General features: G+C 69.6%; 18 protein-coding genes and 1 pseudogene. 8 read left to right on the top strand and 11 right to left on the bottom strand.

From position 1 onward, the window contains the following. Positions 1–5 precede the first annotated feature (5 nt). Together HUN07_RS07410 and HUN07_RS07405 are read left to right on the top strand one after the other, a co-directional pair. Positions 6–917, top strand: coding sequence for a hypothetical protein (locus HUN07_RS07410; protein ID WP_174908835.1), 912 nt, complete (start codon positions 6–8; stop codon positions 915–917). Beyond that, positions 917–3,175 (top strand): heavy metal translocating P-type ATPase, encoded by a 2,259-nt coding sequence (locus HUN07_RS07405; RefSeq protein ID WP_174908833.1) that lies wholly within the window; start codon positions 917–919, stop codon positions 3,173–3,175. Before HUN07_RS07410 ends, HUN07_RS07405 begins: the two co-directional genes overlap by 1 nt. Positions 3,176–3,244: 69 nt before the next feature. Here HUN07_RS07405 and HUN07_RS07400 read toward each other — a convergent pair whose 3' ends face one another. From HUN07_RS07400 to HUN07_RS07380, 5 genes are all read right to left on the bottom strand, one after another. Further along, positions 3,245–4,846: an ABC transporter substrate-binding protein gene (locus tag HUN07_RS07400; RefSeq protein ID WP_174908832.1), complete on the bottom strand. Its 1,602-nt coding sequence runs from the start codon at positions 4,844–4,846 to the stop codon at positions 3,245–3,247. Positions 4,847–5,027: 181 nt separating this feature from the next. Continuing rightward, a complete protein-coding gene (lppU, locus tag HUN07_RS07395) occupies positions 5,028–5,648 on the bottom strand; it encodes an LppU family putative lipoprotein (RefSeq protein WP_254622836.1) in 621 nt (206 codons plus the stop codon). Between the two features lie 165 nt (positions 5,649–5,813). Further along, complete coding sequence (gene rsmA / locus HUN07_RS07390) at positions 5,814–6,707, bottom strand: 16S rRNA (adenine(1518)-N(6)/adenine(1519)-N(6))-dimethyltransferase RsmA (RefSeq protein ID WP_174908830.1); 894 nt, start codon at positions 6,705–6,707, stop codon at positions 5,814–5,816. Positions 6,708–6,736: 29 nt separating this feature from the next. After that, on the bottom strand, positions 6,737–7,864 hold the full coding sequence (locus tag HUN07_RS07385; protein ID WP_114718243.1) for a resuscitation-promoting factor: 1,128 nt from the start codon (positions 7,862–7,864) through the stop codon (positions 6,737–6,739). A gap of 9 nt (positions 7,865–7,873) precedes the next feature. After that, the gene (locus tag HUN07_RS07380) at positions 7,874–9,001 is read right to left on the bottom strand and encodes a resuscitation-promoting factor (RefSeq protein ID WP_114718542.1); all 1,128 of its coding nucleotides are present in this window, start codon (positions 8,999–9,001) and stop codon (positions 7,874–7,876) included. A gap of 201 nt (positions 9,002–9,202) precedes the next feature. Here HUN07_RS07380 and HUN07_RS07375 point away from each other — a divergent pair, with 201 nt between their 5' ends. After that, the gene (locus HUN07_RS07375; RefSeq protein ID WP_114718242.1) at positions 9,203–10,207 is read left to right on the top strand and encodes a pirin family protein; all 1,005 of its coding nucleotides are present in this window, start codon (positions 9,203–9,205) and stop codon (positions 10,205–10,207) included. Between the two features lie 70 nt (positions 10,208–10,277). On the opposite strand, the gene HUN07_RS07370 is transcribed toward HUN07_RS07375, so the two are convergent. Then, entirely contained in the window at positions 10,278–11,117 is an 840-nt protein-coding gene (locus tag HUN07_RS07370; RefSeq protein WP_174908828.1) for a TatD family hydrolase, read from the bottom strand. Between the two features lie 20 nt (positions 11,118–11,137). Here HUN07_RS07370 and metG point away from each other — a divergent pair, with 20 nt between their 5' ends. The 3 genes from metG to HUN07_RS07355 all read left to right on the top strand — a co-directional run bounded on the left by metG (position 11,138) and on the right by HUN07_RS07355 (position 15,396). Beyond that, entirely contained in the window at positions 11,138–12,733 is a 1,596-nt protein-coding gene (gene metG / locus HUN07_RS07365) for a methionine--tRNA ligase (RefSeq protein WP_174908826.1), read from the top strand. 43 nt (positions 12,734–12,776) lie between these two features. Further along, positions 12,777–14,012 (top strand): DUF2786 domain-containing protein, encoded by a 1,236-nt coding sequence (locus HUN07_RS07360; RefSeq protein ID WP_174908824.1) that lies wholly within the window; start codon positions 12,777–12,779, stop codon positions 14,010–14,012. An 88-nt stretch (positions 14,013–14,100) separates the two neighbouring features. Then, positions 14,101–15,396, top strand: coding sequence for an aminodeoxychorismate synthase component I (locus tag HUN07_RS07355; protein WP_114718238.1), 1,296 nt, complete (start codon positions 14,101–14,103; stop codon positions 15,394–15,396). Here HUN07_RS07355 and HUN07_RS07350 read toward each other — a convergent pair. From HUN07_RS07350 to rsmI, 3 genes are all read right to left on the bottom strand, one after another. After that, the gene (locus tag HUN07_RS07350; protein ID WP_174908822.1) at positions 15,317–19,372 is read right to left on the bottom strand and encodes an nSTAND1 domain-containing NTPase; all 4,056 of its coding nucleotides are present in this window, start codon (positions 19,370–19,372) and stop codon (positions 15,317–15,319) included. The two genes, HUN07_RS07355 and HUN07_RS07350, sit on opposite strands and share 80 nt — an antisense overlap. Positions 19,373–19,410: 38 nt before the next feature. Next, positions 19,411–19,716, bottom strand: coding sequence for a hypothetical protein (locus HUN07_RS07345; protein ID WP_174908820.1), 306 nt, complete (start codon positions 19,714–19,716; stop codon positions 19,411–19,413). Positions 19,717–19,888: 172 nt separating this feature from the next. Further along, entirely contained in the window at positions 19,889–20,728 is an 840-nt protein-coding gene (gene rsmI / locus HUN07_RS07340) for a 16S rRNA (cytidine(1402)-2'-O)-methyltransferase (protein ID WP_114718236.1), read from the bottom strand. Between the two features lie 23 nt (positions 20,729–20,751). Between rsmI and HUN07_RS07335 the strand changes: the two genes are divergently transcribed. Then, positions 20,752–22,311, top strand: coding sequence for a dolichyl-phosphate-mannose--protein mannosyltransferase (locus HUN07_RS07335; protein WP_114718235.1), 1,560 nt, complete (start codon positions 20,752–20,754; stop codon positions 22,309–22,311). A 65-nt stretch (positions 22,312–22,376) separates the two neighbouring features. Further along, a complete protein-coding gene (locus tag HUN07_RS07330) occupies positions 22,377–23,432 on the top strand; it encodes a phosphatidylinositol-specific phospholipase C domain-containing protein (protein WP_174908819.1) in 1,056 nt (351 codons plus the stop codon). 11 nt (positions 23,433–23,443) lie between these two features. Here the strand turns inward: HUN07_RS07330 and HUN07_RS07325 are convergent. Both HUN07_RS07325 and HUN07_RS07320 read right to left on the bottom strand, forming a co-directional pair. After that, positions 23,444–24,999, bottom strand: a pseudogene (locus HUN07_RS07325) (BCCT family transporter). Between the two features lie 82 nt (positions 25,000–25,081). Next, a complete protein-coding gene (locus HUN07_RS07320) occupies positions 25,082–25,513 on the bottom strand; it encodes a DoxX family protein (RefSeq protein ID WP_174908817.1) in 432 nt (143 codons plus the stop codon). Positions 25,514–25,539 lie beyond the last annotated feature (26 nt).

The raw sequence follows: 25,539 nt of genomic DNA, 5'->3' as shown, positions 1-25,539 counted from the left end.
ATCCGATGCGCACGTCCACCACGCTCATCACCTACGCCGGGGGTCTCGCGGTCGTCTTCGCTGCGGCCCTCGGCGTGGGGACCGTCACGGGAAGCCCGATCGACATGACGAGCACACACACCGGCGGCCACGCGGCCGCCGACACCGAATCGGCGCCGAGCCTCCCCGCGGGGTTGCAGGTCTCGCAGGACGGCTACACCCTCGGCGAGATCGCCTCTCCCACCCGCGCCGGTGAAGCCGGCACGCTCAGCTTCCGTATCGAGGACGCCGACGGCGCCCCGGTCACCGAGTACGACGACCTGCACGAGAAGCAGCTCCACCTGATCGTCGTCCGCTCGGACACCAGCGAGTTCCGGCACGTCCATCCCACGCTCGGCGCCGACGGCACGTGGTCGATCGACTGGACGTGGCCCACCGGCGGCACCTACCGGGTGTTCGCCGACTTCCAGGCCAGCGGCGCCCCCGCACAGTTGACACTGGGGCGGGACGTCGACGTCGCCGGCGAACTGCAGCCGGCGCCGCTGCCGACCGCGTCGCGCGCCGCGACCGTCGACGGCTACACGGTAACCCTGGACGGCGACCTCACCACCGCGGGCGGCCCGCTGACGCTGACCGTCACGCAAGACGGCGTCCCCGTCACCGACCTCGATCCGTACCTCGGCGCCTACGGCCACCTGGTCGCGCTGCGCACCGGCGACCTCGCCTATCTGCACGTGCATCCCGAGGGCGAACCCGGCGACGGCGTCACCGCGCCCGGGCCGGACGTGACATTCCACGCGCAAGCCCCGAGCAGCGGCACCTACCGACTGTTCCTCGACTTCCAGCACGAGGGCACCGTCCACACCGCCGACTTCACCGTGCCGGTAGGCGCCAGCGAGCCCGCACCCACAACCGACGGCCACGAAGGAGGGCACTGATGACTACGGCAGATCTCGCAACCGGCCGTGACGGCACCGTCGAACTCGCTATCGGCGGCATGACATGCGCGTCGTGCGCCGCGCGAATCGAAAAGCGCCTCAACAAGATCGAGGGCGTGACCGCGACCGTCAACTATGCCACCGAGAAGGCCAAGGTGACCTTCGACGGCTCGGTCAGCACCGACGATCTGGTCGGCGCGGTCGAGAAGGCGGGCTACACCGCGACGCTACCGACTCCCCCGACCTCCGACGGATCCGGGCCGGCGGAGGATCCGCGGGACCGCGAACTGGATTCGCTGCGCACCCGACTGATCGTCTCGGCCGTGCTGTCGGTCCCCGTGATCGCGATGGCGATGATCCCGGCCCTGCAGTTCACCAACTGGCAATGGCTCTCGCTGACCCTGGCCGCGCCGGTGATCGTGTGGGCGGGACTGCCGTTCCACCGCGCCGCCTGGACCAACCTTCGCCACGGCGCCGCGACGATGGACACGCTGATCTCGCTCGGCACCGCGGCGGCCTTCCTCTGGTCGCTGTACGCACTGTTCTTCGGCACCGCCGGCACCCCCGGCATGACGCACGCCTTCGAGCTGACCATAGGCCGGATGGACGGCGCCGCGAACATCTATCTCGAGGTCGCGGCCGGTGTCATCACGTTCGTCCTCGCCGGACGGTACTTCGAAGCCAAGTCCAAGCGAACCGCCGGAGCCGCGCTGCGTGCCCTGCTCGAGCTGGGCGCGAAGGAGGTCTCGGTACTGCGCGACGGTGTCGAATCCCGCATCCCCGCTGAACAATTGCGTGTCGACGACCTGTTCGTCGTCCGCCCGGGAGAGAAGGTCGCGACCGACGGCGTCGTCGTGGAGGGCAGCTCCGCGGTCGACATGAGCATGCTCACCGGCGAATCGGTACCCGTGGAGGTGGGGGCGGGCGACGACGTCGTCGGCGCCACCGTCAACGCCGGCGGACGCCTCGTGGTGCGCGCCCGCCGCGTCGGCAGTGACACCCAGCTCGCGCAGATGGCCGCCCTCGTCGAGGACGCGCAGAACGGCAAGGCCGACGTCCAGCGGCTCGCCGACCGCATCGCCGGCGTGTTCGTCCCGATCGCGATCGCGATTTCCGTTGCCGCCCTGGGCTACTGGATCGGTACCGGCAACCCGCTGCAGGTGGCGTTCACCGCGGCCGTCGCGGTGCTCATCATCGCGTGCCCGTGCGCCCTGGGCCTGGCGACGCCGACGGCACTGCTGGTCGGCACCGGCCGCGGAGCCCAACTGGGCGTGCTGATCAAGGGACCCGAGGTCCTCGAGACCACCCGCGGTGTCGACACGATCGTGCTCGACAAGACCGGCACCGTCACCACCGGCAAGATGACCCTCGTCGACGTGGTGACCGCCGACGGCGTCGACCGCGACGAGGCCCTGCGTCTGGTGGGTGCGCTCGAGAACGCGTCCGAGCACCCGATCGCACAGGCGGTCGCCGCCGGTGCCGCCGATGCGGTCGGAACCCTGCCCGGCGTAGAGGATTTCGTCAACGTCGAAGGCAAGGGCGTGCAGGGCGTCGTCGACGGTCACGCCGTGGTCGCCGGACGCGAGAGCCTGCTCGCCGACTGGTCGCTGCACCTGTCGGAGGATCTCGCAGAAGCGAAGCAGAGTGCGGAGAAACTGGGAAAGACCGCGATCGCGGCCGGCTGGGACGGACAGGCTCGCGCCGTGTTCGTGGTCGCCGACGCGGTCAAGGACACCAGCGCCGACGCGATCCGGCGGTTCAAGGAGTTGGGGCTGACCCCGGTCCTGCTCACCGGCGACAACGAGACGGTGGCCCGCACGGTCGCCGCACAGGTCGGCATCGACACCGTCATCGCCGAGGTACTGCCCGGCGACAAGGTGGACGCCATCAAGGACCTGCAGGCGCGCGGCAAGGTGGTCGCGATGGTCGGCGACGGCGTCAACGACGCCGCAGCACTCGCCCAGGCCGACCTGGGTCTGGCAATGGGCACCGGCACCGACGTCGCGATCGAGGCCAGCGACATCACCCTCGTGCGCGGCGACCTGCGATCGGCCGCCGACGCGATCGAGTTGTCCCGCAGGACCCTCGGCACCATCAAGGGAAACCTGTTCTGGGCCTTCGCCTACAACGCGGCGGCGATCCCGCTGGCCGCGGCAGGCCTGCTGAACCCGATGCTCGCCGGTGCCGCGATGGCGTTCTCGAGCGTGTTCGTGGTCAGCAACAGCCTGCGGCTGCGACGGTTCCGTCCGTCGAGCTGAACGCACCCCGCCCACGACAGGGGCCCGGCGCCGTCATCGAGACGCGCCGGGCCCCTTGGCCGTCGGAGGTCAGCCTCGCCAGGCCTTGTCGAGCAGCATGATGCCGGTGGCGGTCGGGACCACCCCGTGCACGTCCTTCTGCCAGGACACGTAGATCATGACCGAACTGGTCGGCACGCTCGGCATCGTCTCGTTCCACTCCGTCTGGATCTCGCCCAGCACGCCCCGGATCTCATCGTCGCCGTCCGCGGCCTGCAGCTTGTCGAGCAGCGCATCCATGGCCGGGTTCGAGTAGCCGGAGAAGTTCGACGTGGAACTGCCGTCCAGCGTCGTCTGCAGGCCCAGGAACGGAATCGACTCGTAAAGACCGATTCCCGCGTGTGCCATGTCGTAGTCGTGCTGGACGTACACCTGCTTGACGATGTCGCCCGCGTTGTTCGCGTTGATGATGTTCACGGTGAAGCCCACCGCCTGCAGCAGCGACTGCACCGCGAGGCCGATCGCCTGCTCGTTCGGCACCTGCAGCACGACGTAATCGAGGCGGCCGTCGTAGCCGTCAGCCTTCGCCTCGTCGAGCAGCTTGCGTGCAGCATCCGGGTCGTACGGCAGGGCATCCACGTCGGTGGCCCACCGCGAACGCTCGTCGAACAACGCCTTGCCCGGCAGACCCAGACCGTCGTCGCCGCGCTGGCCGACGAGCTCCGGATCGATCGCGAGCGCGATCGCCTTGCGCACCCGGACATCCGCGCCGGGGCGGCCCTCGCGGTTGTTCACGAGTTCGGCGCCGCCGCTGTCGAGGATGCTGAAGTAGCCGGGGTAACCGGCGTCGATCGCGTCGTAGATGGCCGACGGGTTACCGCGCAGGAAGCCGATGTCGATGCCGTTCGTCTTCATCGACTCGAGGTTCTCGCGCGAACCGCTGAGCGCGACGAACTTCAGCTTCTCGGCGCTCGGCTTGCCGTTCCAGTAATCGGCGCGCGCGGTGAGCACCCGCTCCTCGTTGGGGGCGTAACGGTCGAGCACGAACGGGCCGGCACCGATCGGCTTGAAGGCCTCGCCCTCACCGGCGCCGGGGGCGACGATCATGCCGTGCCCCAGCGCGAGCATCGACGGGAAGGTCGGCCACGCGGTGCGGAGGCGGAACTCGACAGTCTGCGGATCCACCGCCGTCGTCGATTCGACAGCCTCGAGCCACACGGCGGCACCGTTGCCGCGGCCGTTGTTGTATCGGTCGATGCTGGCCACCACCGCGTTCGCGTCGAGTGGCGTGCCATCGCTGAACGTCACGCCCGGACGCAACTTCAGCGTCCACACCGTGCCGGCGTCGTTCGCCGTCAACGACTGCGCCAGCCGCGGCTCATACTCGTTGCTGTCTCCGTCGTAGCGCAGCAGCACGTCGTAGACCGCCGCCAGTTCGTCGCCGCCGCTTCCGCCACGGGCCGCGGTCTTCGTCGGGTCCAGGACCGCCGCGAGCGCCTGCACGCTGAACGTCAGCTGCGCCACCGACCCCGTGGTGTCCGAGGCCTGCTCCCCGACCATGCCCACCGCGGGTGGGGTTCGGGTGTCGCCGCTCTCGCCGCTGCTCTCCGCACTCGCACAGCCCGCGAGAGCGAGCGCACCCACAATCAACACCGCTGTCAGGCTCTTGCCGAACCTCGTCCTGCTACCCACGCACCCTCCAGTCACCCAGGTGTGACGCCCGCCACACATTGGCGCAGACGTTAACCGGTGACGGAACGCACGGAATGCCCGTTCCCATTGAGTGAGAATTTGCCTCGAGCAGGAACTTCGACCGTGTCAGCGACGCCGGCCGGATTCCCGACAGACCCGGCCGGCCGTCACGGAACCCGCCCTACGGGCGCACCGTCTCCGTGCACACCGTGAACAGTCGCTCGTCGTGGACGAAGCCGCCCTCCGAGCACTGGTCGACATCCGTCGCGCCCTCGATGATCTCCACCGCACGCTCGACGCTCACGGCCGTCGAGTCGTCGCAGTCGACACGCTGCGGTTCGTCCTCGCCGTCCGGCAGACTCATGCATCCGCCGATCACCCAGTCGATGTCGAGGCACAGCGCCCCACGCTCGCTGCCCCACTTGGTCTCGTAGTACACCTGGTCGACGTCCGACGCGCACTGCGCGTTCTTCGCCGCCTTGGCGACCACTCGGTAGTTGGATTGCTCGCTGCCGCAGACTGCTTCGTCGATGGTCGCGTCGTCCGTGGTCCCCCCCAGCCGCACGCAGTCGCCGATCTCGACGTCGATGTCGACCGACCCACCGCGGTCGCTACCCTGCTGACCAGCCACCGATGTCGGGGCCGAGACCGAGGTCGAAGCCACCGTCGAGGACGTGGCGTCGGCAGCGGCAGCGCTGCCCTCGACCGAGGATCCACATCCAGCCACCGTCAACGCCGCAAGCGCGACCACGACAGCACCGGACCGCCGCACTACCGCCCGAATTCCCTTGTTCACAACCACATTCCTCGAAGCAATCGATTGTCCGGGAGCGATCTCCCGGTGGCCCGACGGGCCGGACCACCGTTGCATTCTGTCCCACTGGACTGGACGCCGCGAAAACAGACCGACCGATCGCCCGAAACGGTGCCGCCAATCACGCTCCGGAGCAGACCGGACGTGGGCTGGTCAGGGCTGCACGGATGCCAACCGCACGAACGCGGCAGCGTCGAGCTTCTCACCGCGCGTGGAGGGCTCGATGCCGGCGGCGACGAGGCGTCGCTCGGCCTCGGCGGGCGATCCGGCCCAGCCGGCCAGCGCCGCGCGGAGCGTCTTGCGGCGCTGCGCGAATGCCGCATCGATGACCGCGAAGACCTTGCGGCGGTGGTCGGCGTCGATCGGCCACGGCGCGTTCTCGTAGCGGTCCACCCGCACCAGACCGGACTCGACCTGCGGCACCGGCCAGAACACCGCGCGACCGACGTGTCCGGCGCGCCGGACGGTACCGAAGAAGTTGGCCTTCACACTCGGCACGCCGTACACCTTGTTGCCCGGAACCGCCGCGAGACGGTCCGCGACCTCGGACTGCACCATCACCAACGCGGTACGCAGGCTCGGAAACTCCGCGAACAGGTGCAGCAGCACTGGAACGGCGACGTTGTAGGGCAGATTCGCGACCAGCGCGGTGGGCTCGCCCGGCACCTCGTCGGGCATCACGCGCATCGCGTCGGCGCCGACGACCGACAGCCGGTCCGCCAACTCGGGCGCGCGGTCCGCGACCGTCGCGGGCAGCCGCGCCGCCAGCTTGGGGTCGATCTCGACGGCGATCACCTTGTCGACCACGTCGAGCAGCGCCAGCGTCAGCGATCCCAGACCCGGACCGACCTCGAGCACGGTGTCCTGCGGGCCGACGCCGGCGGTCGTGACGATGCGACGCACCGTGTTGGCGTCGTGCACGAAGTTCTGACCGAGCTGCTTGGTGGGGCGCACCCCGAACTCTTCGGCGAGGGCGCGGACCTCGGCGGGGCCCAGGAGGGCAGCCTGGCCTCGTGGGCGAATGGGGGGCGGCACGGCGTCTGACACCTGAAGAACCTAACGCACGCGGGTCGCGATCAACGCAGGCCCAGCTTGCTGGTACACGACGGCCACGCACCCCAGCCCTGCGTCGCCTGTGTGCGGCTGGCGATCGCGATCTGTTCCTCGCGGGTCGCGAGGTCGGCGCGCGGCGCGTACTTGAGGCCGCCCTGCCGCTCCCACGTGTTCTGGTCGAACTGGACGCCACCGTAGAAGCCGTTACCAGTGTTGATGGCCCAGTTGCCCGTGGCCTCGCACTGTGCGAGCGCGTCCCACGTCGCGCCGTTCTCCACCGGCGGCACCTCGGTGCCCGGCTTGGCGCCCACCCGCACCACCTTGGGCTGGGCCGGCACCGTCACCGTCGCGGACACGCGCTCGCGACCCGTCTCGTTGCCGTTGACCAAGTTGACCGTGTACGTGACGTCCTGCACCCCGGCGACACCCGGGTTCTCCACGACCGTGCGGCTCATGTTCATCGTCGGGTCCTCGATGCGCTGCTCCGGCGGCGCGACCGGCTCGGTGACCACGCGTTCCTCGACACGACCCCGGGTGACCGTGATCTCCATGCCCTCGGCCAGCGCGGCGTCCGCCGCGGGCTCGACGGTGTCGGCCTGCTCGAGCGGGGTTCCGTTCGCGGCGAGGAACTCCCCCACCGTCGGCGCCGCCAGGCGGACCTCGGCGGGCGCGGACGCGCCGTCGACCAGGCGCACGGTCCGCGGATTCAGCACATCGATGTCGGCGCCGTCGAGCGGCAGACGCTGCGCGCGGGACGCCGAGACGTGCACGTCACCCGCGAGCCGGAACTGGTTGAGCGCCTCGTCCACCGTCAGCGCGGTGGTCCAGACGGTACGGGGCTCGCCGTCGACGGTCAGCATCACCTCGCGGCCGCGGCGCAACACCACGGTGTCGCCGTCGTGCAGACCCGATTCCGCCGCGGGGGCGACCACATCGTGCTCGCCCAGCGAGTAGCCGGCGGCCGCAAGCGCACCGTTGACATCGGACGACATCGTGCCCACGCTGACCAGTTCACCGTCGACGTCGACGGTGACCGTCTTGTGCTGCGCGATGGCGATCCCGCCACCGGCCGTGAGGGTCACGAGGGTCGCTGCCACCACGCCGTACAGCATGGGTGAGCGACTCGAGTTGATCTTCGACAGCGGTGACATCGGGATTCCTTACCGGAGACCTAGTTTGCTGGTGCACGACGGCCAGGCACCCCAGCCCTGCGCGGCCTGAACCTTCTCGGCGACCGCGATCTGCTGTTCGCGTGTCGCGCGGTCGGCCGTCGGCGCATACTGCGTGCCGCCGTACGCCGCCCACGTGCTCTGACTGAACTGGAGGCCGCCGTAGTAGCCGTTGCCGGTGTTGATCGCCCAGTTGCCCGTGGCCTCGCACTGTGCGATCGCGTCCCACGTGGATCCGTTGCTGACGGCCGGGACGGTGGGCACGGGCTTGGTGCCCACTCGGAGAACCGTCGGGGCGGGCTCGCGGACGACGGCGGACGACAACTCCTGGCGGCCGGTTTCGACCCCGTTGACGGTCTGGACGGTCACGGTCACCGTGCGCTCGCCCGGCACACCGTGGTTGTCCACCGCGGTCTTGCCCTCGGTGAGCTGTGGATCGTCGACCCGGCGCTCCGGCGCGGCGATGGGCTGCGTCTCGGTGCGGGTCTCGGTGCGACTGCGGGTGACAACGATCTCGAGCCCGTCGGCGAGCGGGGTCTCGGGTGCCGGAACGACACTGTCGGCCTGCTCGAGCGTCGCATTGGTGGCGGCCAGGAACTCACCCACCGTGGGCGCCGCGACGCGGACCTCGGCCGGCGGCGCACCACCGTCGGAGATCTTCACGGTCTTGGCGTTGACCACGTCGAGCTCGACACCCTCGAGCGGAATCCGCTGACCGCGCGACGCCGACACGTACGCGTCCCCGGCGAGCGCGAGCTGACGCATCGCGTCGTCGACGGTCAGCGCCGTCGACCACACCGTGCGGCGCTCACCGTCGACCGTCAACACGATCTCGCGGGCGCGGCGCAGGACGACGGTGTCGCCGTCGGACAGCTTGGCGTCCGGGCCCGGCGCGACGACGTCGTGCTCACCGAGCGGGTAACCCGCACTGTCCAGAACCGACCCGACCTCGGAGCGCAGCGTGCTGAGCGCGATCGTCTCGCCGTCGACGTCCAGCGTGACCTTCTTGTGCTGCGTGACGACCAGTCCGCCACCTACGAGCAGGGTCGCGAAGAGAGCGGCGACCACGACGTAGAGAAGAGGCGACTTGGCGGTGTTGATCCGAGCAAAAGGCGACACGAGGAGTCCCAAGGCTGACGACAGGTTCGATCACAGCACGGTAACGGCGAGGCTGTGATCTGGCAACTACAACGTGTCGATCAGCACATACGCTGCGACAATCATCTCGGAATCGCCGCTGGTCGATCACGAATCGGTCACGGGCCCAGTGGAAAAGAATGTCCGCCCGGGCGTGTTGCCGCCGCGTGGGAGGGTGGTTCCATGAGCAATGTCGAAACCCAGCCCGTCGAGATCGAGTGCGAGCACGGCCCCGATGCACCGGGGTCCGCGGGCCGTCCTCTGCTCGAGGTCATCTCCTCCCGCGAGGTGCCGCTGGGCGGGCCGCGCGCGATGCCGGTGCGCCGCACCCTGCCGCAGCGTGCGCGGTCGCTGATCGGCGCCTGGTGCTTCGCCGACCACTACGGCCCCGACGACGTCGCGCTCACCGGCGGTATGGACGTCGCGCCGCACCCGCACACCGGGCTGCAGACCGTCAGCTGGCTGTTCACCGGCGAGATCGAGCATCGCGACAGCAAGGGCGTGCACGCGATGGTCCGCCCCGGCGAGGTCAACCTGATGACCGGCGGCCACGGCATCTGTCACTCGGAGGTCTCCACCCCGGAGACCACGATCCTGCACGGCGTCCAGCTGTGGGTGGCCCTGCCCGACGCGGCCCGCGACGCGCCCCGCAACTTCGAGCACTACGTACCGCCGGTCGTGTCCGTCGACGGCGGGTCGGCTCGGGTCTTCCTCGGCTCGGTGGCCGGTTCGTCGTCACCGGTGCACACCTTCACTCCGCTGCTCGGCGCGGAACTGACGCTCGAACCGCGGGCCTCGGTCCGGCTGGACGTGGATCCGACGTTCGAGCACGGCGTCCTGGTCGACACCGGATCGGTGCGGCTCGAGGACATCGACGGCGTCGATCTTGCCCGCGCCGACCTCGGCTACGCCGGCATCGGGGCGTCGCAGCTGACCCTGACGAACCTCACCGACGAACCAGCCCGCGTCGTGCTGCTCGGCGGCGAGCCGTTCGGCGAGGAGATCGTGATGTGGTGGAACTTCGTCGGCCGCAGCCACGAGGAGATCGAGGCGTTCCGCGACGCGTGGCAGGCCGAGTCCGAGCGGTTCGGCGCGGTGCAGGGCTACACCGGCGACGTGGCGCGGCTGCCGGCACCGCCGCTGCCGAACGCGCGGATCAAGCCCCGGACGAATCCGCCGTCGGCCTGAGTGACCATTCCTCGGCCCGGGTGCGCGGGATCCCGCGCACCCGGGTCGGGAGTGGGCGCTGCGGCCGAGGTCAGTCGCGGGCCGGCAGGCGGTAGACGCGCTCGGCCGTCACGGTCGACGACTTGGCCAGCTCCGCCGGATCCTCGCCGCGCAGCTCCGCGAGCGCGCGGACCGTGTACGGCAGGCAGTACGACTGATTGGGTGCACCGCGGAACGGGTGCGGCGTGAGGAACGGCGCGTCGGTCTCGACGATCAGCTGTCCGGCGGGGACGAGCGGCGCCGCCTCACGCAGCGCCTTCGCGTTCTTGAAGCTCACCGTGCCGGAGAAGCTCAGCACGTAGCCGGCGTCGACGCAGGCCCGCGCCATCGTGGCGTCGGACGAGAAACAGTGGAAGATCACCGTCTCCGGCGCACCCTCGTCGTGCAGGACGCGCAGCAGGTCGGTGTCGGCGTCCCGGTTGTGGATCATCAGCGGCTTGCCGAGCCGCTTCGCGAGGTCGATGTGCCAGCGGAAGCCGTCTTCCTGTTCCTCGACGGTGGCGCAGCCGTCGAGCTTGCCGGGCCAGTACAGGTCCAACCCGGTCTCACCGACCGCGACGACGCGCGGATCGGACGCCAGACGCCCGATCTCCGCCTTGGTGGCCTCGTCGAGGACGTTGGCACGCGTGGGGTGGATCGCGACGGCGGCGAAAACACGGTCGTCCCAGTTCGCGGCGTCGACCGCGAACTTCGCGGCGTCCAGGTCGTCGGCCACCGTGACCACCCGCTCGACACCGACCGACGCCGCGCGGTCGACGATCTCGCGCACGCTCGCGGCGTCCGTCGCGCCGCACGCATCGAGGTGGGTGTGGGCGTCGACGAGTGGAAAAAGCGGCTCGGGCAGGTCCGGGGCGGGACGATCCTTACTCACGTCGATAGAGTAGGCGCACCATGACTGTGCCTTCCTCGCCTACTCCGCCGGCCGGGCCTGCCCAGCCCTCCCGGACCCCGTTCTATCTGACGACCGCGATCGCGTACCCCAACGGCGCCCCGCACATCGGGCACGCCTACGAGTACATCTCGTCGGACGCGATCGCGCGCTTCAAGCGTCTCGACGGATTCGACGTGTTCTTCATGACCGGCACGGACGAACACGGCCTGAAGATGCAGCAGACTGCGGCCAAGGAAGGCATCGACGTCCGCGACCTCGCCGCGCGCAACTCGGATGTCTTCCAGACCATGGACAAGGTCCTGGGCATCTCGTACGACCGGTTCATCCGGACCACGGACGCCGACCACCTCGAGGCCAGCGAGGCGATCTGGGAGCGGATGAAGGCGTCCGGCGATATCTACCTCGACACGTACTCGGGCTGGTACTCGGTGCGCGACGAGGCGTTCTTCTCCGAGGACGAGACCACCCTCCAGGAGGACGGCACCCGCATCGCCACCGAGACCGGCACGCCGGTCGAGTGGACCGAGGAGTCGAACTACACGTTCCGCCTCTCGAAGTACCAGGACCGACTCCTCGCCCACTACGAGGAGAACCCCGACTTCATCGCACCGTCCACCCGCCGCAACGAGATCCTCAGCTTCGTCAAGAGCGGACTCAAGGACCTGTCCATCTCGCGCACGACGTTCGACTGGGGCGTGCCGGTGCCCGGCGACCCCGAGCACGTCATGTACGTGTGGGTGGACGCGCTCACCAACTACCTCACCGGCGCGGGATTCCCGAACACCGATTCGGACGAGTTCCGGAAGTACTGGCCGGCGAACCTGCACATCATCGGCAAGGACATCACGCGGTTCCACACCGTGTACTGGCCGGCGTTCCTGATGTCCGCAGGTGTGGAGCTGCCGCAGCGCGTCTTCGTGCACGGCTTCCTCTACAACAAGGGCGAGAAGATGTCGAAGTCTGTCGGCAACGTCGTCGACCCGCTCGCGATGGTGGAGCAGTACGGCCTCGACGCGGTCCGCTTCTTCCTGCTGCGCGAGATCTCCTACGGCCAGGACGGCAGCTACAGCCACGAGGCCATCGTGACCCGCATGAACACCGACCTCGCGAACGAGCTCGGCAACCTGGCACAGCGCTCACTGTCGATGGTCGCCAAGAACTGCGATGCCCAGGTGCCGACGCCGGGTGAACTCACCGACGACGACCGTGCGCTGCTCGCGCAGGCCGACGCGCTGCTCGCGAAGGTCCGCGCCGAGTTCGACGTGCAGGCGCTGCACCTCGGGCTCGAGGCGATCTGGCACGTGCTCGGCGAAACCAACCGGTACTTCTCACAGCAGGAACCGTGGGTGCTGCGCAAGACCGATCCTGCTCGGATGGCCACGGTCCTGTACGTCACCCTCGAAGTGGTCCGCATCGTCGGCATCCTCGTCCAGCCGGTGATGCCGGGCTCGGCCGAGAAGATCCTCGACCTCCTGGGGCAGACGCCCGAAGCGCGCACGTTCACCGACCTCGAGACCCGCATCGTCGCAGGTACGCCGCTCCCGAAGCCGGTCGGCGTGTTCCCGCGATACGTCGAGGAGACGGTCGAGGAGTAGCGCCCACCGAAAGTTGTCGGCCCCCTGGTGCACACTGCACGCCATGGGGAGCAATAGAACATACTTTCGAACGCAGGACCGCCTGGCCGGCGACTGCATGCCTCCACGGCAGCGGTCGGCGGCCGGGCTGATCACGGCACTCGCGGACGCGTACGAGCGCGGCTGGCAGCCCGCGGACGTCATGCACGTGACGCGTCGGGCCCTCGGCTCCGGCGCCGTGCCCACGGCCGCCGCCGCCGTGCTCTACCAGGCACGCGCGACGGACGTCGACGGACGCGCGCCGCGCGAGTGGCGGGCACAGCTCGAGCAGATCGCCGACCGCGAATCCGAAGCGGGGCGATTCGCTGCCGGGCTCCCGGCCTACTGCGACCCCGACGAGTTCGCGACGGCGCTGGACGCGGTGGGCTGGCAGATCGGGGTGCGCGAGTGGGTCGCGCTCACGGTGCAGTGGCTCGAACTCCCCCGCCTGACCCGGCTGTGCGATCCGCCGTCGACGTGGCCGCGTGGCGGCACCCGACCCGAGACCACGGATGTGGTGGACGACGCACGGTGCGCGGACCCGAAGGTACTCAACAGGATCCGCGGGTTGCTGGCCAAGGCGGAGGCCACCGATTTCGTCGAGGAGGCCGAGACGTTCACCGCCAAGGCCCAGGCCCTCATGACCCGGTACGCGATCAACTCGGCCCTGCTGCAGGGAACCGGGCCGACCGACGGTGCGAATACCGCGGTCTCGAGCCGCCGCATCCACCTCGACAACCCGTATGTCCGAGAAAAGGTCCACCTCCTCACCGCGATCGGCGAGGCCAACCGGTCGCGGACGGTGTGGTTCGACAGGTTCGCGATCGCGACCGTCGTCGGCAGCCCGCTCAACCTCGAGCAGGTCGACCTGCTGTTCACGTCCCTGCTGATCCAGGCCACCCGGGCGATGCAGTCGGCGGGTGCGCGCGACGCTGACGACGCTGACAATTTCAGGGGCTCGCGCACCACGTCCTTCCGCAAGGCATTCCTGTTCGGGTTCGCGGTCCGCATCGGGCAGCGACTCAAGGAGACCGACAGCCGGGCCACCGCCGAGGCCGCGGTCGACGCCGACGTGCGCATCGACGACCTGCTGCCCGTCCTCGCCGCGCGATCGGAGGCCGTCGACGCCGAGTTCGAGCGCCTGTTCCCGAGCACCAAGGCATCGCGGAGCAGATCCGTCGATGCCGACGGCTGGTATGCCGGACAGTCCGCCGCCGACGACGCCTCGTTGTCGCCCGCAGACCGGGCGATCGCGCGATGAGGCACCGCCCACACCCCCGGTGCCGACCGGATACAGATCACCGCGGACCGATGTCGTCTGAGGCACGGCCCCATGGAAAGCTGGACCAATGCGGATCGAGCGACTCGGAAGCGGCGGCACCGCCGCCGCCGTGTTCCGCGCATTGGCTCGGCGGGCTGTCACGCGGCAGCTTCCACCGCCGGCCGGCCTGATCGGCAGCTGGTTCGACGCCGCCGCCGTGATCGCACCCAGCGTGCACGCGAGTTCGTGTCGGCCCGACGACGCATTCACGTTCCCGGCGTCCGTCTCACGTGAAACACCCGTACCCGACGGTCTGCTGATCGGCGGCGGCTGGATCGGCTACCGCGCCTACCCGGACCGATCGGGCGCGTTGCCGGCGGCCGCCGGTGGCTGGACGGATCACGTTCTGCGGCTGGACACCTCGGGATGCTGGTGGTTCGAGAGCCTCACCGACCTGTCCTGCCCCGACGACCTGACCGCGGCGGTGCGTGAGCCCGTCGCGCAACCGCAGCCGTGGCAGATCGACTGGATCGACCCGGATCGGCGCGCGCACCGCCACGGCGTCGAGGCCTGCCTCGACGCCATCGCGCGCGGTGACGTCTACCAGGCGTGCGTGTGCGCGCGATTCCACGGGACGAGTTCAGGTGCCCCCGTGGACTTCTTCGCCGACGCCGTCGACCAGACGCGACCCAGCCGGGCCGCGTTCGTCGAGGGAACGTGGGGCGCTGTCGCGTCGCTGTCACCGGAACTGTTCCTGTCCCGCCGCTCGGGCACCGTCACGTCGAGCCCCATCAAGGGCACCCTCCCGCTGAGCGAAGACCCTGCCGCGCTTCGCCGTTCGGTCAAGGATGTCGCCGAGAACGTGATGATCGTCGACCTGGTCCGCAACGACCTGGGCCGGGTGGCCGAGCCGGGCTCGGTACGGGTCACCGACCTGTTGCGGGTCAAGCCGGCGCCCGGCGTGTGGCACCTGGTCTCGACGGTGTCGGCCGCCCTGCCCGAGACGGTCGGCACCCCCGAACTGCTCGACGCGGCCTTCCCCCCGGCCTCCGTCACCGGCTGCCCCAAACACTCTGCCCGACAACTACTCCGCGGCTGGGAACCCGAACCCCGCGGCGTCTACTGCGGCACGGTCGGCATGCACAGCCCGATCGCCGGGCTCGAACTGAACGTCGCGATCCGCACCGTCGAGTTCGACGCGACCGGCGGCGTCGGACTGGGAGTGGGCGGCGGCATCACCATCGACTCCGATCCCGACGCCGAATGGCAGGAATGCCTCGACAAGGCCGCGAGCATCGTCACGCTCACGACGTCGCGCACGCACCCCGACCGGACTCCGGCATCTCGAAGTGTGCCGGCCGGTCCTGAGTCAGTTCCGAAGTAGCCGAACAGATCCGCTCGGTCACCGCGTCCGCGTCGAGTCGCCACGTGCGGAGCACACCGTCGCCTCCACCCGCGACCACGATGGACGAGTGCGGCAGGAAGTTGACCTGCCAGCGACCCGTTCCGATCGTCGTGAGCGGACCACCGACCGCCTCGCCGCCGTTGTCCCCGTCCACGCTCCACAGCCGGACCGAACCGTCGTCGCTGCCGCTGACGACGTGCGTACCGTCCGCGCTGAACGCGACGCTGTAGACCGTCCCGGTGTGCCCACTCATCGCCGTGCCGCGCGGGTTGAACCCACCCTCGGCGTTCCTGTCCCACAGCAGCAGGGTGTGGTCGTCGCTCGCGGTGACCAACGTGGAGCCGTCCGGACTGAACGAGAGCGAGTTCACGCCGCCGTCGTGACCGCCCTCGCCGACCGGACGAGACTGCGGCACCGACGGATCGGTGACATCCCACGCATGGATCTCGCCGTCGGCACTGGCCACGACGAGGACGTCACCGCTCGGACTGAACACCGCGCTGCGCACCAGGTTGTGGGGGCCCGGCAGGCTCGGCCCCCGCAGCACGGGGGCATACGGATCCTGGATGTTCCACAACGCGACCCGGAAGTCGTCGTCCCCGATCGCGAGGGTCCGGCCGTCGGGGCTGAACGCCATTTCCCACGTGAAACGGGTCGCCGTCGCGATCGGCGGGCCCATCGGCACCGGCCGCGCCGGGTTCTGCACGTCCCACAGCTGGACGCGCCCGCCCGCGGTCTGCGTGGTCGCGAGGACCCGACCGTCCGGAGAGAGCACCGCGACGTTGGCACCGCCCAACGGGCGCGGCACGTCGATCGTCCCCGCCCGCTCGATCTGACCGTGCCGGTCCACCGACCACAGCCGCACCGCCGAGTCGTATCCCGCGGTGGCGAGCAGTGATCCGTCACGATTCATCGACGGCAACGTCATCGACGAGTCCGACACCGGGACCGTGCCGCCCGGCAGCGTCCACACCCGCACCAGCGAATCCTGTCCGCCGGTGATGATCGTGCCGCCGTCCGGCGACAGCGCCAGCGCCGGGACCCCGCCGCCGTTCCCGCTCAGCGCGGGCCGCAGCTCGTGGAGAGTCCGGGTGCTCGGGTCCACCGACCACAACTTCGTCGTCCCGTCCCACGACGCGCTCGCGAGTGTTCCGCCGTCGGCCGCGAAGGCGATGGTCCAGATGCCACCGGTGTGCGCCTGGACGGGAGCGCCGACCGGACGGATCGCGGCGATGTCGGTCGCATCGAACATCCGGATCAGCCCGTCGTCACTGCTGGCCGCGAGATTTCGGCCGTCCGGGCTGAAGGCCACCGAGTGCACGACGTCGTCGAAGCCCGACAGCTCGGCCCCCAGCTGGACCGGTTTGGCGGGATCGGCGATGTCCCACACCTTGACGGTGCGGTCGTCGCTCGACGTCGCGAGCACCGCGTTGTCGCGGAACGACACCGTCCGCACGGCGCCGGAATGCCCCCGCAGGGTCCACGCCGGGAACTGTCCGGAATCCGGCGCCGACGTGTCGAAGAGGGTGACGGTGCCGTCGTCGTGCGGCGCCGCGAGGAGCCGACCGTCGGGACTGAAGCGCACGTTGTGCACGGCACCCGGCGCGGTTCGCAGTCCCGAGACCAGGGGCCGCGGCGCCGCGCGGTCGCTGACGTCCCAGATCCACATGGTGCCGTCACCGCTGCCCGCCGCGAGGAGCCGGCCGTCGCGGCTGAACGACACCGACGACATGTACTGCTCGGGCCCGGTGAGTTCGGCGCCGAGCTGCACCGGCGCAGAGCGATCGGTGAAGTCCCACAGCCGCACCGATCGATCGTCGCTCGCGGTGGCCAGTGTGCGCCCGTCGGACGAGATCGCGACTCCGTAGATCGGACCGGCGTGACCGGGCAGGGCCCGGGAGATCGGCGTGTTCTCCGTCGCGACCAGTCGGGTGAACGCGTCGGCGTTGTCGGGCCGCATCTGCCAGGCCGCGAGGGACAACTGCGCCGCAGTCGTCGGATCGGTGTCCCGCAGGGCATCCGCCAACGCCACCACCTGCTGGAACTGGGCGGTGCTGCGCTCGTTCTCGGCACGGGACTTCGCCCCGAGCGCCATCGCACCCATCACGATGGCGACGACGGTGGAGAACGCGAGCGCGGCCATCACGGTCCGCTGCATCCACGCCTGTCGACGGACCTGCCGTTCCGACGACTCGAGGAAGTCCTCGGCCGCGGGCGTCAACGACGCCGCGACCGCCGCGATCCCACCGGCTTCCGCAGCGGCGGCGCTGTCCGCCCGGTTGGCCGCGTGTTCGGCCAGCAGGTCGAGACGACCACGGTGGTAGAGCAGACTGTGATTGCGGTCGGCGTGCTCCCAGTGCACCGCATCGGTCTCGACCTGCTGCCGCAGCGCCGAGTACGACCGGTCCTCCTGGATCCAGGTCTTGAGCCGGGGCCACGTGTCGATGACCGCGTCGTGGATGAGCTCGACATCGTCGCCGTCGACCACGAGGACCCGCGCGTTGACGAAGTGGTCGATGACGCGCCGCGCGGCCCCGGTGTCGTTGCTCTCGAACGCCACGAGCTGGCTCAGGGTCCGTCGGATCTTGACGTCGGTGCCGGTACTCGTGACGTACACGAGGTGGACCATCATCGCCCGCGCCAGGACGCGGCCCTGTTCGTCGAGCTGTCCCCAGGCGCGCTCGGCGGCCGCGGCGATCGAGCCCAACACTCCCCCGGTGGCCCGGTAGTTCGCGATCGTCAGCTGACCACCACGCCGCCGCTCCCACATCGTGTCGAGCAGGTGCGAGACGAGTGGCAGGACGGTGCCGCTGCCCTCACCGGCGGTCAGCACCCCGAGGTCGTTGAGGATCAGGTCGACCAGTCCCGGCTCCAGTTTGAGCCCGATCATCCGCGCCGGCTGGGTGATGACCTCGACGACGTCTTCCCGCAGCAGCGGCGACACCGCCTTGCTGCGCTGTTCCAGTGCTCGTGCGAGCACCGGGTAGGCGAGCGCCTGAGCGTAGAAGTCGGAACGCATCGTCGCGACCACCGACGCGGTCTCGGACGGCTCCGCGCCGGCACGAGCAGTGGCCGCGAAGTCCAGAATCGTGAGGAACCGCGCCCGCTCGCCCGGATCCGCGCACTGCGTGAAGAGTTCCTCGATCTGGTCGACGACGAGAAGAAGCTGGTTCGCCTGCATCCGAACCGCGGCTCGCGCGAGCGCGGACTCGATGTGCTGGTGGTCCGGCTCCTCCCCCCAGTCGCCGAGCTCCGGAACCGCGGTGACCAGTGCCGCGAGTGGATGGGCGCCGGGCGTGAAGACCACCGGCGCGAAGGTGGCCCTGCCGCCCTCGCGATCGTGACCCCGCAACTCCGGGATCAGCCCCGCTTGTACGAACGACGATTTGCCGACACCCGAGGCCCCGGTGACGACGACCAGTCCCTGGCCCTGTGCCGACAGCACCGCCCCGACGAGTGCACTCACGCTGTGGCGGCGACCGAAGAACAGCCGCTCGTCCTTCTCGCGGTACGGCGCCAGACCGCGGTAGGGACGCACACCGGCGGGCAGGGCGGGCGCCGACGACTCGGTGCCGGCGCCGGTCGCGCGTCCTTGCTGGACCGCGTTCGCGCTACGCCACCACGTCTCCCACTGACGCATCGAGAAGAGCCCGTCGGTCGGCGGCGGTCCCCCGTGGAGTGGTCGGGCCATCCGGATCAGCACCGCCAGCACCGGGCGCACGGATTCGAACGTGGCGGGCATTCGTTTGCCCGAACGCCAGTCGCTCACGCGCTGGACGGAAGCGGGCTTGTCGCCCCCCAACGACCGCGTCAGGGTGGATGCCTCCGTGACGACCTTCTTGAGCGGGGGGCCGCCCGCGGTCGCGAACAACAAACGCAGCTGGTCGGCGAAGAACAGCCGTGCCTGCGCACCGGACCGCTCCGCGTCCGGCGTCTGTCCCGTCTCGGACGTCATCGCCCGTGCACCCTCCCTCGGTCCCCGACCGCTTCCACCTATTCGACCTGTTTGCCGCTTCCGCGGGCCTGCGGAATTCCGCTGCGGATTAATTCCTCACCACCCGCGAACTGCGATGATAGCCCCAAATGCGGACCCTTCGGTTTTCCTGTAGGGCGAAGCGGGGCAAAGTCGACATCGACGCACAACGGCCCTGCGCCGGCGGCGCGGTCGCCGGTTGGGGCTGAGTTTGACGAGGGGTAGTCCCTGCCGGTGCACGCCACGGTGAAGGAGCGCGAGATGATCGAACGAGCGACGAGATTGACGGCGAAGACGCCGCCTGCAATCGCCGCAGGTCTGATCATCGGCGCAACAGTGGGCCTGATGGTGCTGTTGGGTGCGGCCCCCGCCGATGCGGCCGCGACCCTGTCGGGTGGGACTTCGACTTCGGTCGAAGCTCCCACCCACAGGTAAGGGCCCGTCGGGGGTCGGCGGGGGCAGCTCGGATTCCTCACCCCGCGTGACCGGCGGTAGGACTCAGTCCCGCCGGGCCGCGAGCACCGTCTCGTACAACTCTCGCTTCGACACTCCCGGCGACGTCTCCGCGGCGACCTGCGCGCACGCATCCTTGAGTCGGATCCCGTCGGCGACGAGCCGTTCCACCTCCGCGACGAGGTCCTCCGGATCCGCCGACACCGGCTGTGCACCCTCCAGAACGACGGTGATCTCACCACGCGCGCCGTCGATCGCCCATTCCGCGAGTTCGGCGAGGGTGCCGCGACGAACCTCCTCGTACGTCTTGGTCAGTTCGCGGCACACCGCCGCCCGGCGCTCGCCGCCGAGCACCGCCACGGCGTCGGCCAGACACGCGGCCAGTCGGTGCGGCGCCTCGAAGAAGACGCACGCGCGAGCCTCGGTGCGGAGTCCTTCGAACCACGTGCGTCGCTGTCCCTGCTTGCGCGGCGGGAACCCGTCGAAGCAGAACCGTTCCACCGGCAACCCGGACAACGCGAGCGCGGTGGTGACGGCGGAGGGACCCGGCAGACACGTCACCGGCAGGTCCTTCTCGACGCACGCCGCCACCAGTCGGTAGCCGGGGTCGCTGACCGACGGCATGCCGGCGTCGGTCACCAGCAGGACCGTCTTCCCCTCCTCGATGTCGGCAACGAGCGCAGGCAGCCGGGTGACCTCGACCTGGTCGTAGAAACTGACCACCCGACCGGTGATCGTGACTCCCAGCGCGGAGGCCAACGACTTGGTCCGTCGTGTGTCCTCCGCTGCGACGACGTCGGCGGAGCCGAGCGCCCCGCGCAGTCGTTCGGAGGCGTCACCGACGTCGCCCATCGGAGTTGCGGCAAGGACGAGGCGACCAGTCATGGGAGACAGCCTACGATCGACCCGTGACCCAACTGACGGACGAGCGCCCCACGCCGCCGTCCGGCAGTGTCCGCTCCGTGAGTCCGGCGCCGCTCGCGCCGGACCCGGACTTCGGTCCGACGGATCGACTGCGGGGTTGGGTCGTGTCGCTGGTGATCACCGCGCTCGCGGCGATCACCCGGTTCACGATGCTGAACTACCCGACCGACGCCGGCACGCCCGTGTTCGACGAGAAGCACTACGTGCCCCAGGGCTGGCAGGTCCTCACCGGCGGCGGCATCGAAGACAACCCCGGTTACGGCCTGGTCGTGCATCCCCCCGTCGGCAAACAGCTGATCGCGTTGGGCGAGGCGATCTTCGGCTACAACGCGTGGGGATGGCGGTTCGCGTCGGCGGTCGCCGGAACGATCCTGGTGCTGCTCGTGGTCCGGATCGTGCGGCGCATGGCCCGCTCCACACTGGTCGGCGCGATCGCCGGCCTCCTGATGATCGTCGACGGCGTGTCGTTCGTGTCGTCCCGACTCGGCATGCTCGACATCTTTTTGGCCCTGTTCACCGTCGCGGCCCTCGGCTGCCTTGTGGTCGACCGCGACCAGGTGCGCGAGCGGATGGCCCGGGTGCGGGCGGAGGGCCGGATCGGTGTCAGCGACCTCGGTCCTCGTCTCGGGGTGCGCTGGTGGCGGTTCGGAGCGGGGATCATGCTCGGACTCGCGTGCGGCACCAAGTGGTCCGGGCTCTACATCATCGCCTTCTTCGGCCTGCTCTGCGTGGCGTTCGACGTCTCGGCCCGGCGCGCGTACGGGGTTCGTCGGCCGTGGGTCGGGACGGCGGTCCGCGATATCGGCCCGTCTCTCTATGCGCTGGTGGTCGTCCCGATCGGCGTGTATCTCGCGACGTACTGGGCGTGGTTCGCGAGCGAGACCGGCGTGGACCGGCACGCGACGGGCAATCAGATCGGCACGGGCAGCACGTTCTCGTTCGTGCCCGATGCGCTGCGATCGCTCTGGTACTACAGCGCCAAGGTCCTCGAGTTCCATTCGGGACTGACGAATTCGGCGGGCAATCACCATCCGTGGGAGTCGAAGCCGTGGACGTGGCCGATGGGCCTGCGGCCGATGCTCTACTACTACGCCGAGGGCGAGCAGGTGTCCGGCTGCGGTGGCCCGACGTGTGTCAAGGCCGTCATGCTGATCGGCACCCCCGCGATGTGGTGGCTCGCGCTGCCTGTTCTCGCGTGGGCGATGTGGCGGACGTTCGTGAGCCGCGACTGGCGGTACGCGACGGTGCTCACCGGCTACGCGGCCGCGTTCCTGCCCTGGTTCGTCACCCTGGACCGGCAGATGTACTACTTCTACGCGGTGGCGCTCGCACCGTTCCTCGTCATGGCGATCGCCCTGATACTCGGCGAGATCCTCGGCACCGCGAAGGATTCCGCCGAACGCCGCGGCACCGGACTGCTCGCGGTCTGTCTGTACCTGGGCCTGGTGGTCGCGAACTTCGTGTGGCTGTGGCCGATCCTGACGGCCGTGCCGATCAGCCCGGAGTTGTGGCAGCAGCAGCTGTGGCTGCCGAGCTGGCGCTGACCTCCGGATTCTTCGTTCCCGCAAATGACGTCCGCACACGCGCACGGATCGGTAGTGTGCACCGAATGTCCAGGTTTCGGATATCCCTCGCCGGGACCGTGTTTGCCGTTGTCGCCATGCTGTTTCCGGCTGCCGCACCGATCGCGCAGGCGGATTCCGGCCAGGCGAGCCACCCGCGATACTCCGACGTCACGTCGGTGGGTGTGCACAACACGTTCGAGAAGCATCGCTACGCGTTCCTCGCGGACGCGTTGGACGCCGGCACGGGCATGATCGAACTCGACGTGTGGACCAACGCCGTCGGACCGGATTGGCGCGTGTCGCACTCGAATCCGGTGGGCAACGACAACAACTGTGCGGGCGCGACGTCGGCGGCACAGCTGCGGACCGGCCCGCGCGACCAGTTCCTCGGTGGCTGTCTCGCAGATCTGCGCGCGTGGCACGACGCGAACCCCGCGCATCCGCCGGTCATGGTCAAGGTCGAGATGAAGGACGGCTTCACCGCGCCGCTGGGCCGGGGTCCCCGAGAGTTCGACGCCCTGGTGCGCAGCCATCTCGGCGACGCGGTGTTCGGGCCGGCGGACCTCGCCGACCGAGCCGGATCGACGACCCTCGACGACGCCGTCCGCACCGGCGGCTGGCCGGACCGCAGCGAACTGAGCGGCAAGTTCCTGTTCGAGCTGATCCCCGGCACCGTGCAGGAAGTGAACCCCCTCGACCACTGGTGGACCGACCGGGCGTACGCGACCCACCTGCGCGACCTGGCACGCGTCGGCGGCCTGGGCCTGGCGACCGCGTTCCCGGCGGTCCACAAGGCGCAGCCCGGCGATCCCCGCGTGGCCCGGTACGACGCGGATCTGCGGCCGTGGTTCGTCGTGTTCGACGGTGACGCGAGCGCTTTCGCCGCCGACGGGATCGACATGCGCTGGTACCGGGACAACGGGTACCTGGTGGTGATGACCGATGCCCACAACGTGGCACCGGCACTCGACCCGGTCGCGCCGGCCGAGGACGCCGCGCGCGGGCGCGTCACGGAACTCGCGGCGCGTTCGGCGAGCGTCGTGTCCACGGATTGGACGCCACTTCCGCAGGTGCTGTCGATGGTCGTCGATCGGTCCTGACGGCCGGGCGGTCAGGTCCAGCGCCGACGGGCCCGCACCGACAGTCGCCGTTCCTGCCGTTCGGCGAGGATCAGCGGATCGCGGGCCAGGTCCCGGTACAGCGAGATGCACAGCCCGATCATCACGATCACGAAGGGCGCGGCGGCGATGATCGTCATGGTCTGCAGTCCGTTCAGCGCGTCGGCGCCCCCGGTCCAGAGGATCAACGCGGCGACACCACCGGTGAGCATGCCCCAGAAGACGACCACCCAGCGCGCGGGCGCGAGCGAACCGCGCTGCGACAGGGTGCCCATCACCATCGAGGCGGCGTCCGCCCCGGAGACGAAGAAGATCGCGACCAGGACCATCACGAGGACCGTCGTGATGCCGAAGAGCGGCAGGTTCTCGAGCATCCCGAACAGTTGACTCTCGGTGGTGTCGCGGCCGGCGAGGTCGATGCCTTCGCGTTGTTCGTTGATTCCGGCACCGCCGAACACCGCGAACCACAGCAGACTGACCAGGCTGGGGATCAGGATCACCCCCACGACGAACTGCCGGATACTGCGACCGCGGCTGATCCGGGCGAGGAACATCCCGACGAACGGGGTCCAGGAGATCCACCACGCCCAGTAGAAGATCGTCCACGACGACAGCCACTCCGCCGTCTCGGGATTGCTCGACGCCGCGGTGCGGGCGGACATCGCGGCGAGGTCGGCGGCGTAGTTACCGATGGTCGTCGGGATCAGGTTGAGGATCAGGACGGTCGGCCCGAGGACGAACACGAACACCGCGAGGATCAGCGCCAGCACCATGTTGGTGTTGGAGAGCCACTGGATTCCCTTCGCGACCCCGGACACCGCCGACGCGACGAACGCGAGAGTGAGGACGGCGACCACCGCGACGAGCAGCAGCGTGCCGACCTCGCCCATCCAGCCGACCACCTCGAGCCCGGATCCGATCTGCAGGGCGCCCAGTCCGAGGACGCGGCGGTGCCGAACATCGTGGCGAAGATCGCGAGGATGTCGATGACGCGGCCGATCGGCCCGTCGCTCCGCCTGCCCAGCAGCGGGAAGAAGGCCGCACTGATCAGCTGCGGTCGGCCCCGCCGGTAGGTGCCGTACGCGATGGCCAGACCCATCACCGCGTAGATGGACCACGGGTGCAGGCTCCAGTGGAACATCGTGGTGGCCATGGCCGTTCCGACTCCGCCGTCGGTCCCCGGCGGCGGATCGACGAAGTGGGCCAGCGGTTCGGCCACACCGAAGAACATCAATCCGATGCCCATGCCGGCGCTGAACATCATCGCGATCCAGCTGACGGTGGTGAACTCGGGTTTCTCACCGTCCTTGCCGAGCGGGATGCGCCCGTACCGGCTCGCGGCGAGCCACAGGGTGAAGATCACGAACCCGGAGGCGGCGATGACGAACAGCCAGCCCAGGTTGGTGACGAGCCACTCGAGCATGGCGCCGGTGACCGATTCGAGGTTGTCGGGGGCTACGAGCCCCCATACGACGATGGCGGCGACGGCGCTCGCGGCCACGCCGAACACCACACGATCGGTCCCGGACAGCTCGCGTGCGCCTGCCATTCCTCACACGGTGCTCACCCGGACCGGCAAAAGCAAGCACCCGGGCGTCGTGGCGACGTCCCGGGTGCCTGTAGTAGACGGATCAACCGGCGGACAGCACGCCCCGCGAGTTCTTGCCGACCACCGCGTCGACGCTGAGCCGCCCGGCGCCGACACCCGCGATCAGCAGCGACGCGACACCGAGCGCGAGGACCAGTTCGAAGCCGCCGTCGCCGACGAAGATTCCCTTGTCGGCGTGGACGAGGAAGAACGCCCCGGCCATGTCCAGGAACAGCAGCACACCGGCGATGCGGGTTGCGAAGCCGATGAGCAGCGCGATACCGCCGACCAGTTCGATGGTGGCGGCCGCGATGGCGGAGACGTCGGCGAGCGGGATGTCCATGCCCGCGAACGCGGCCTGCGTGCCGTCGATGCCCCAGTCGAAGAACTTCTGCCAGCCGTGGGCGATGAAGATGACACCGATGCCGATCCGGGCGATGAGCAGGGTGGCGTCGCGGAATGCGGTGGAATTCATGAGGGTCCTCGGAGGTGGTGGGACGC

The sequence above is a fragment of the Rhodococcus sp. W8901 genome (assembly GCF_013348805.1).
GTDB lineage: Bacteria > Actinomycetota > Actinomycetes > Mycobacteriales > Mycobacteriaceae > Prescottella.
The sequence above is the reverse complement of the archived record's forward strand: the minus strand, read 5'-3'. Positions and strand labels throughout refer to the sequence as shown.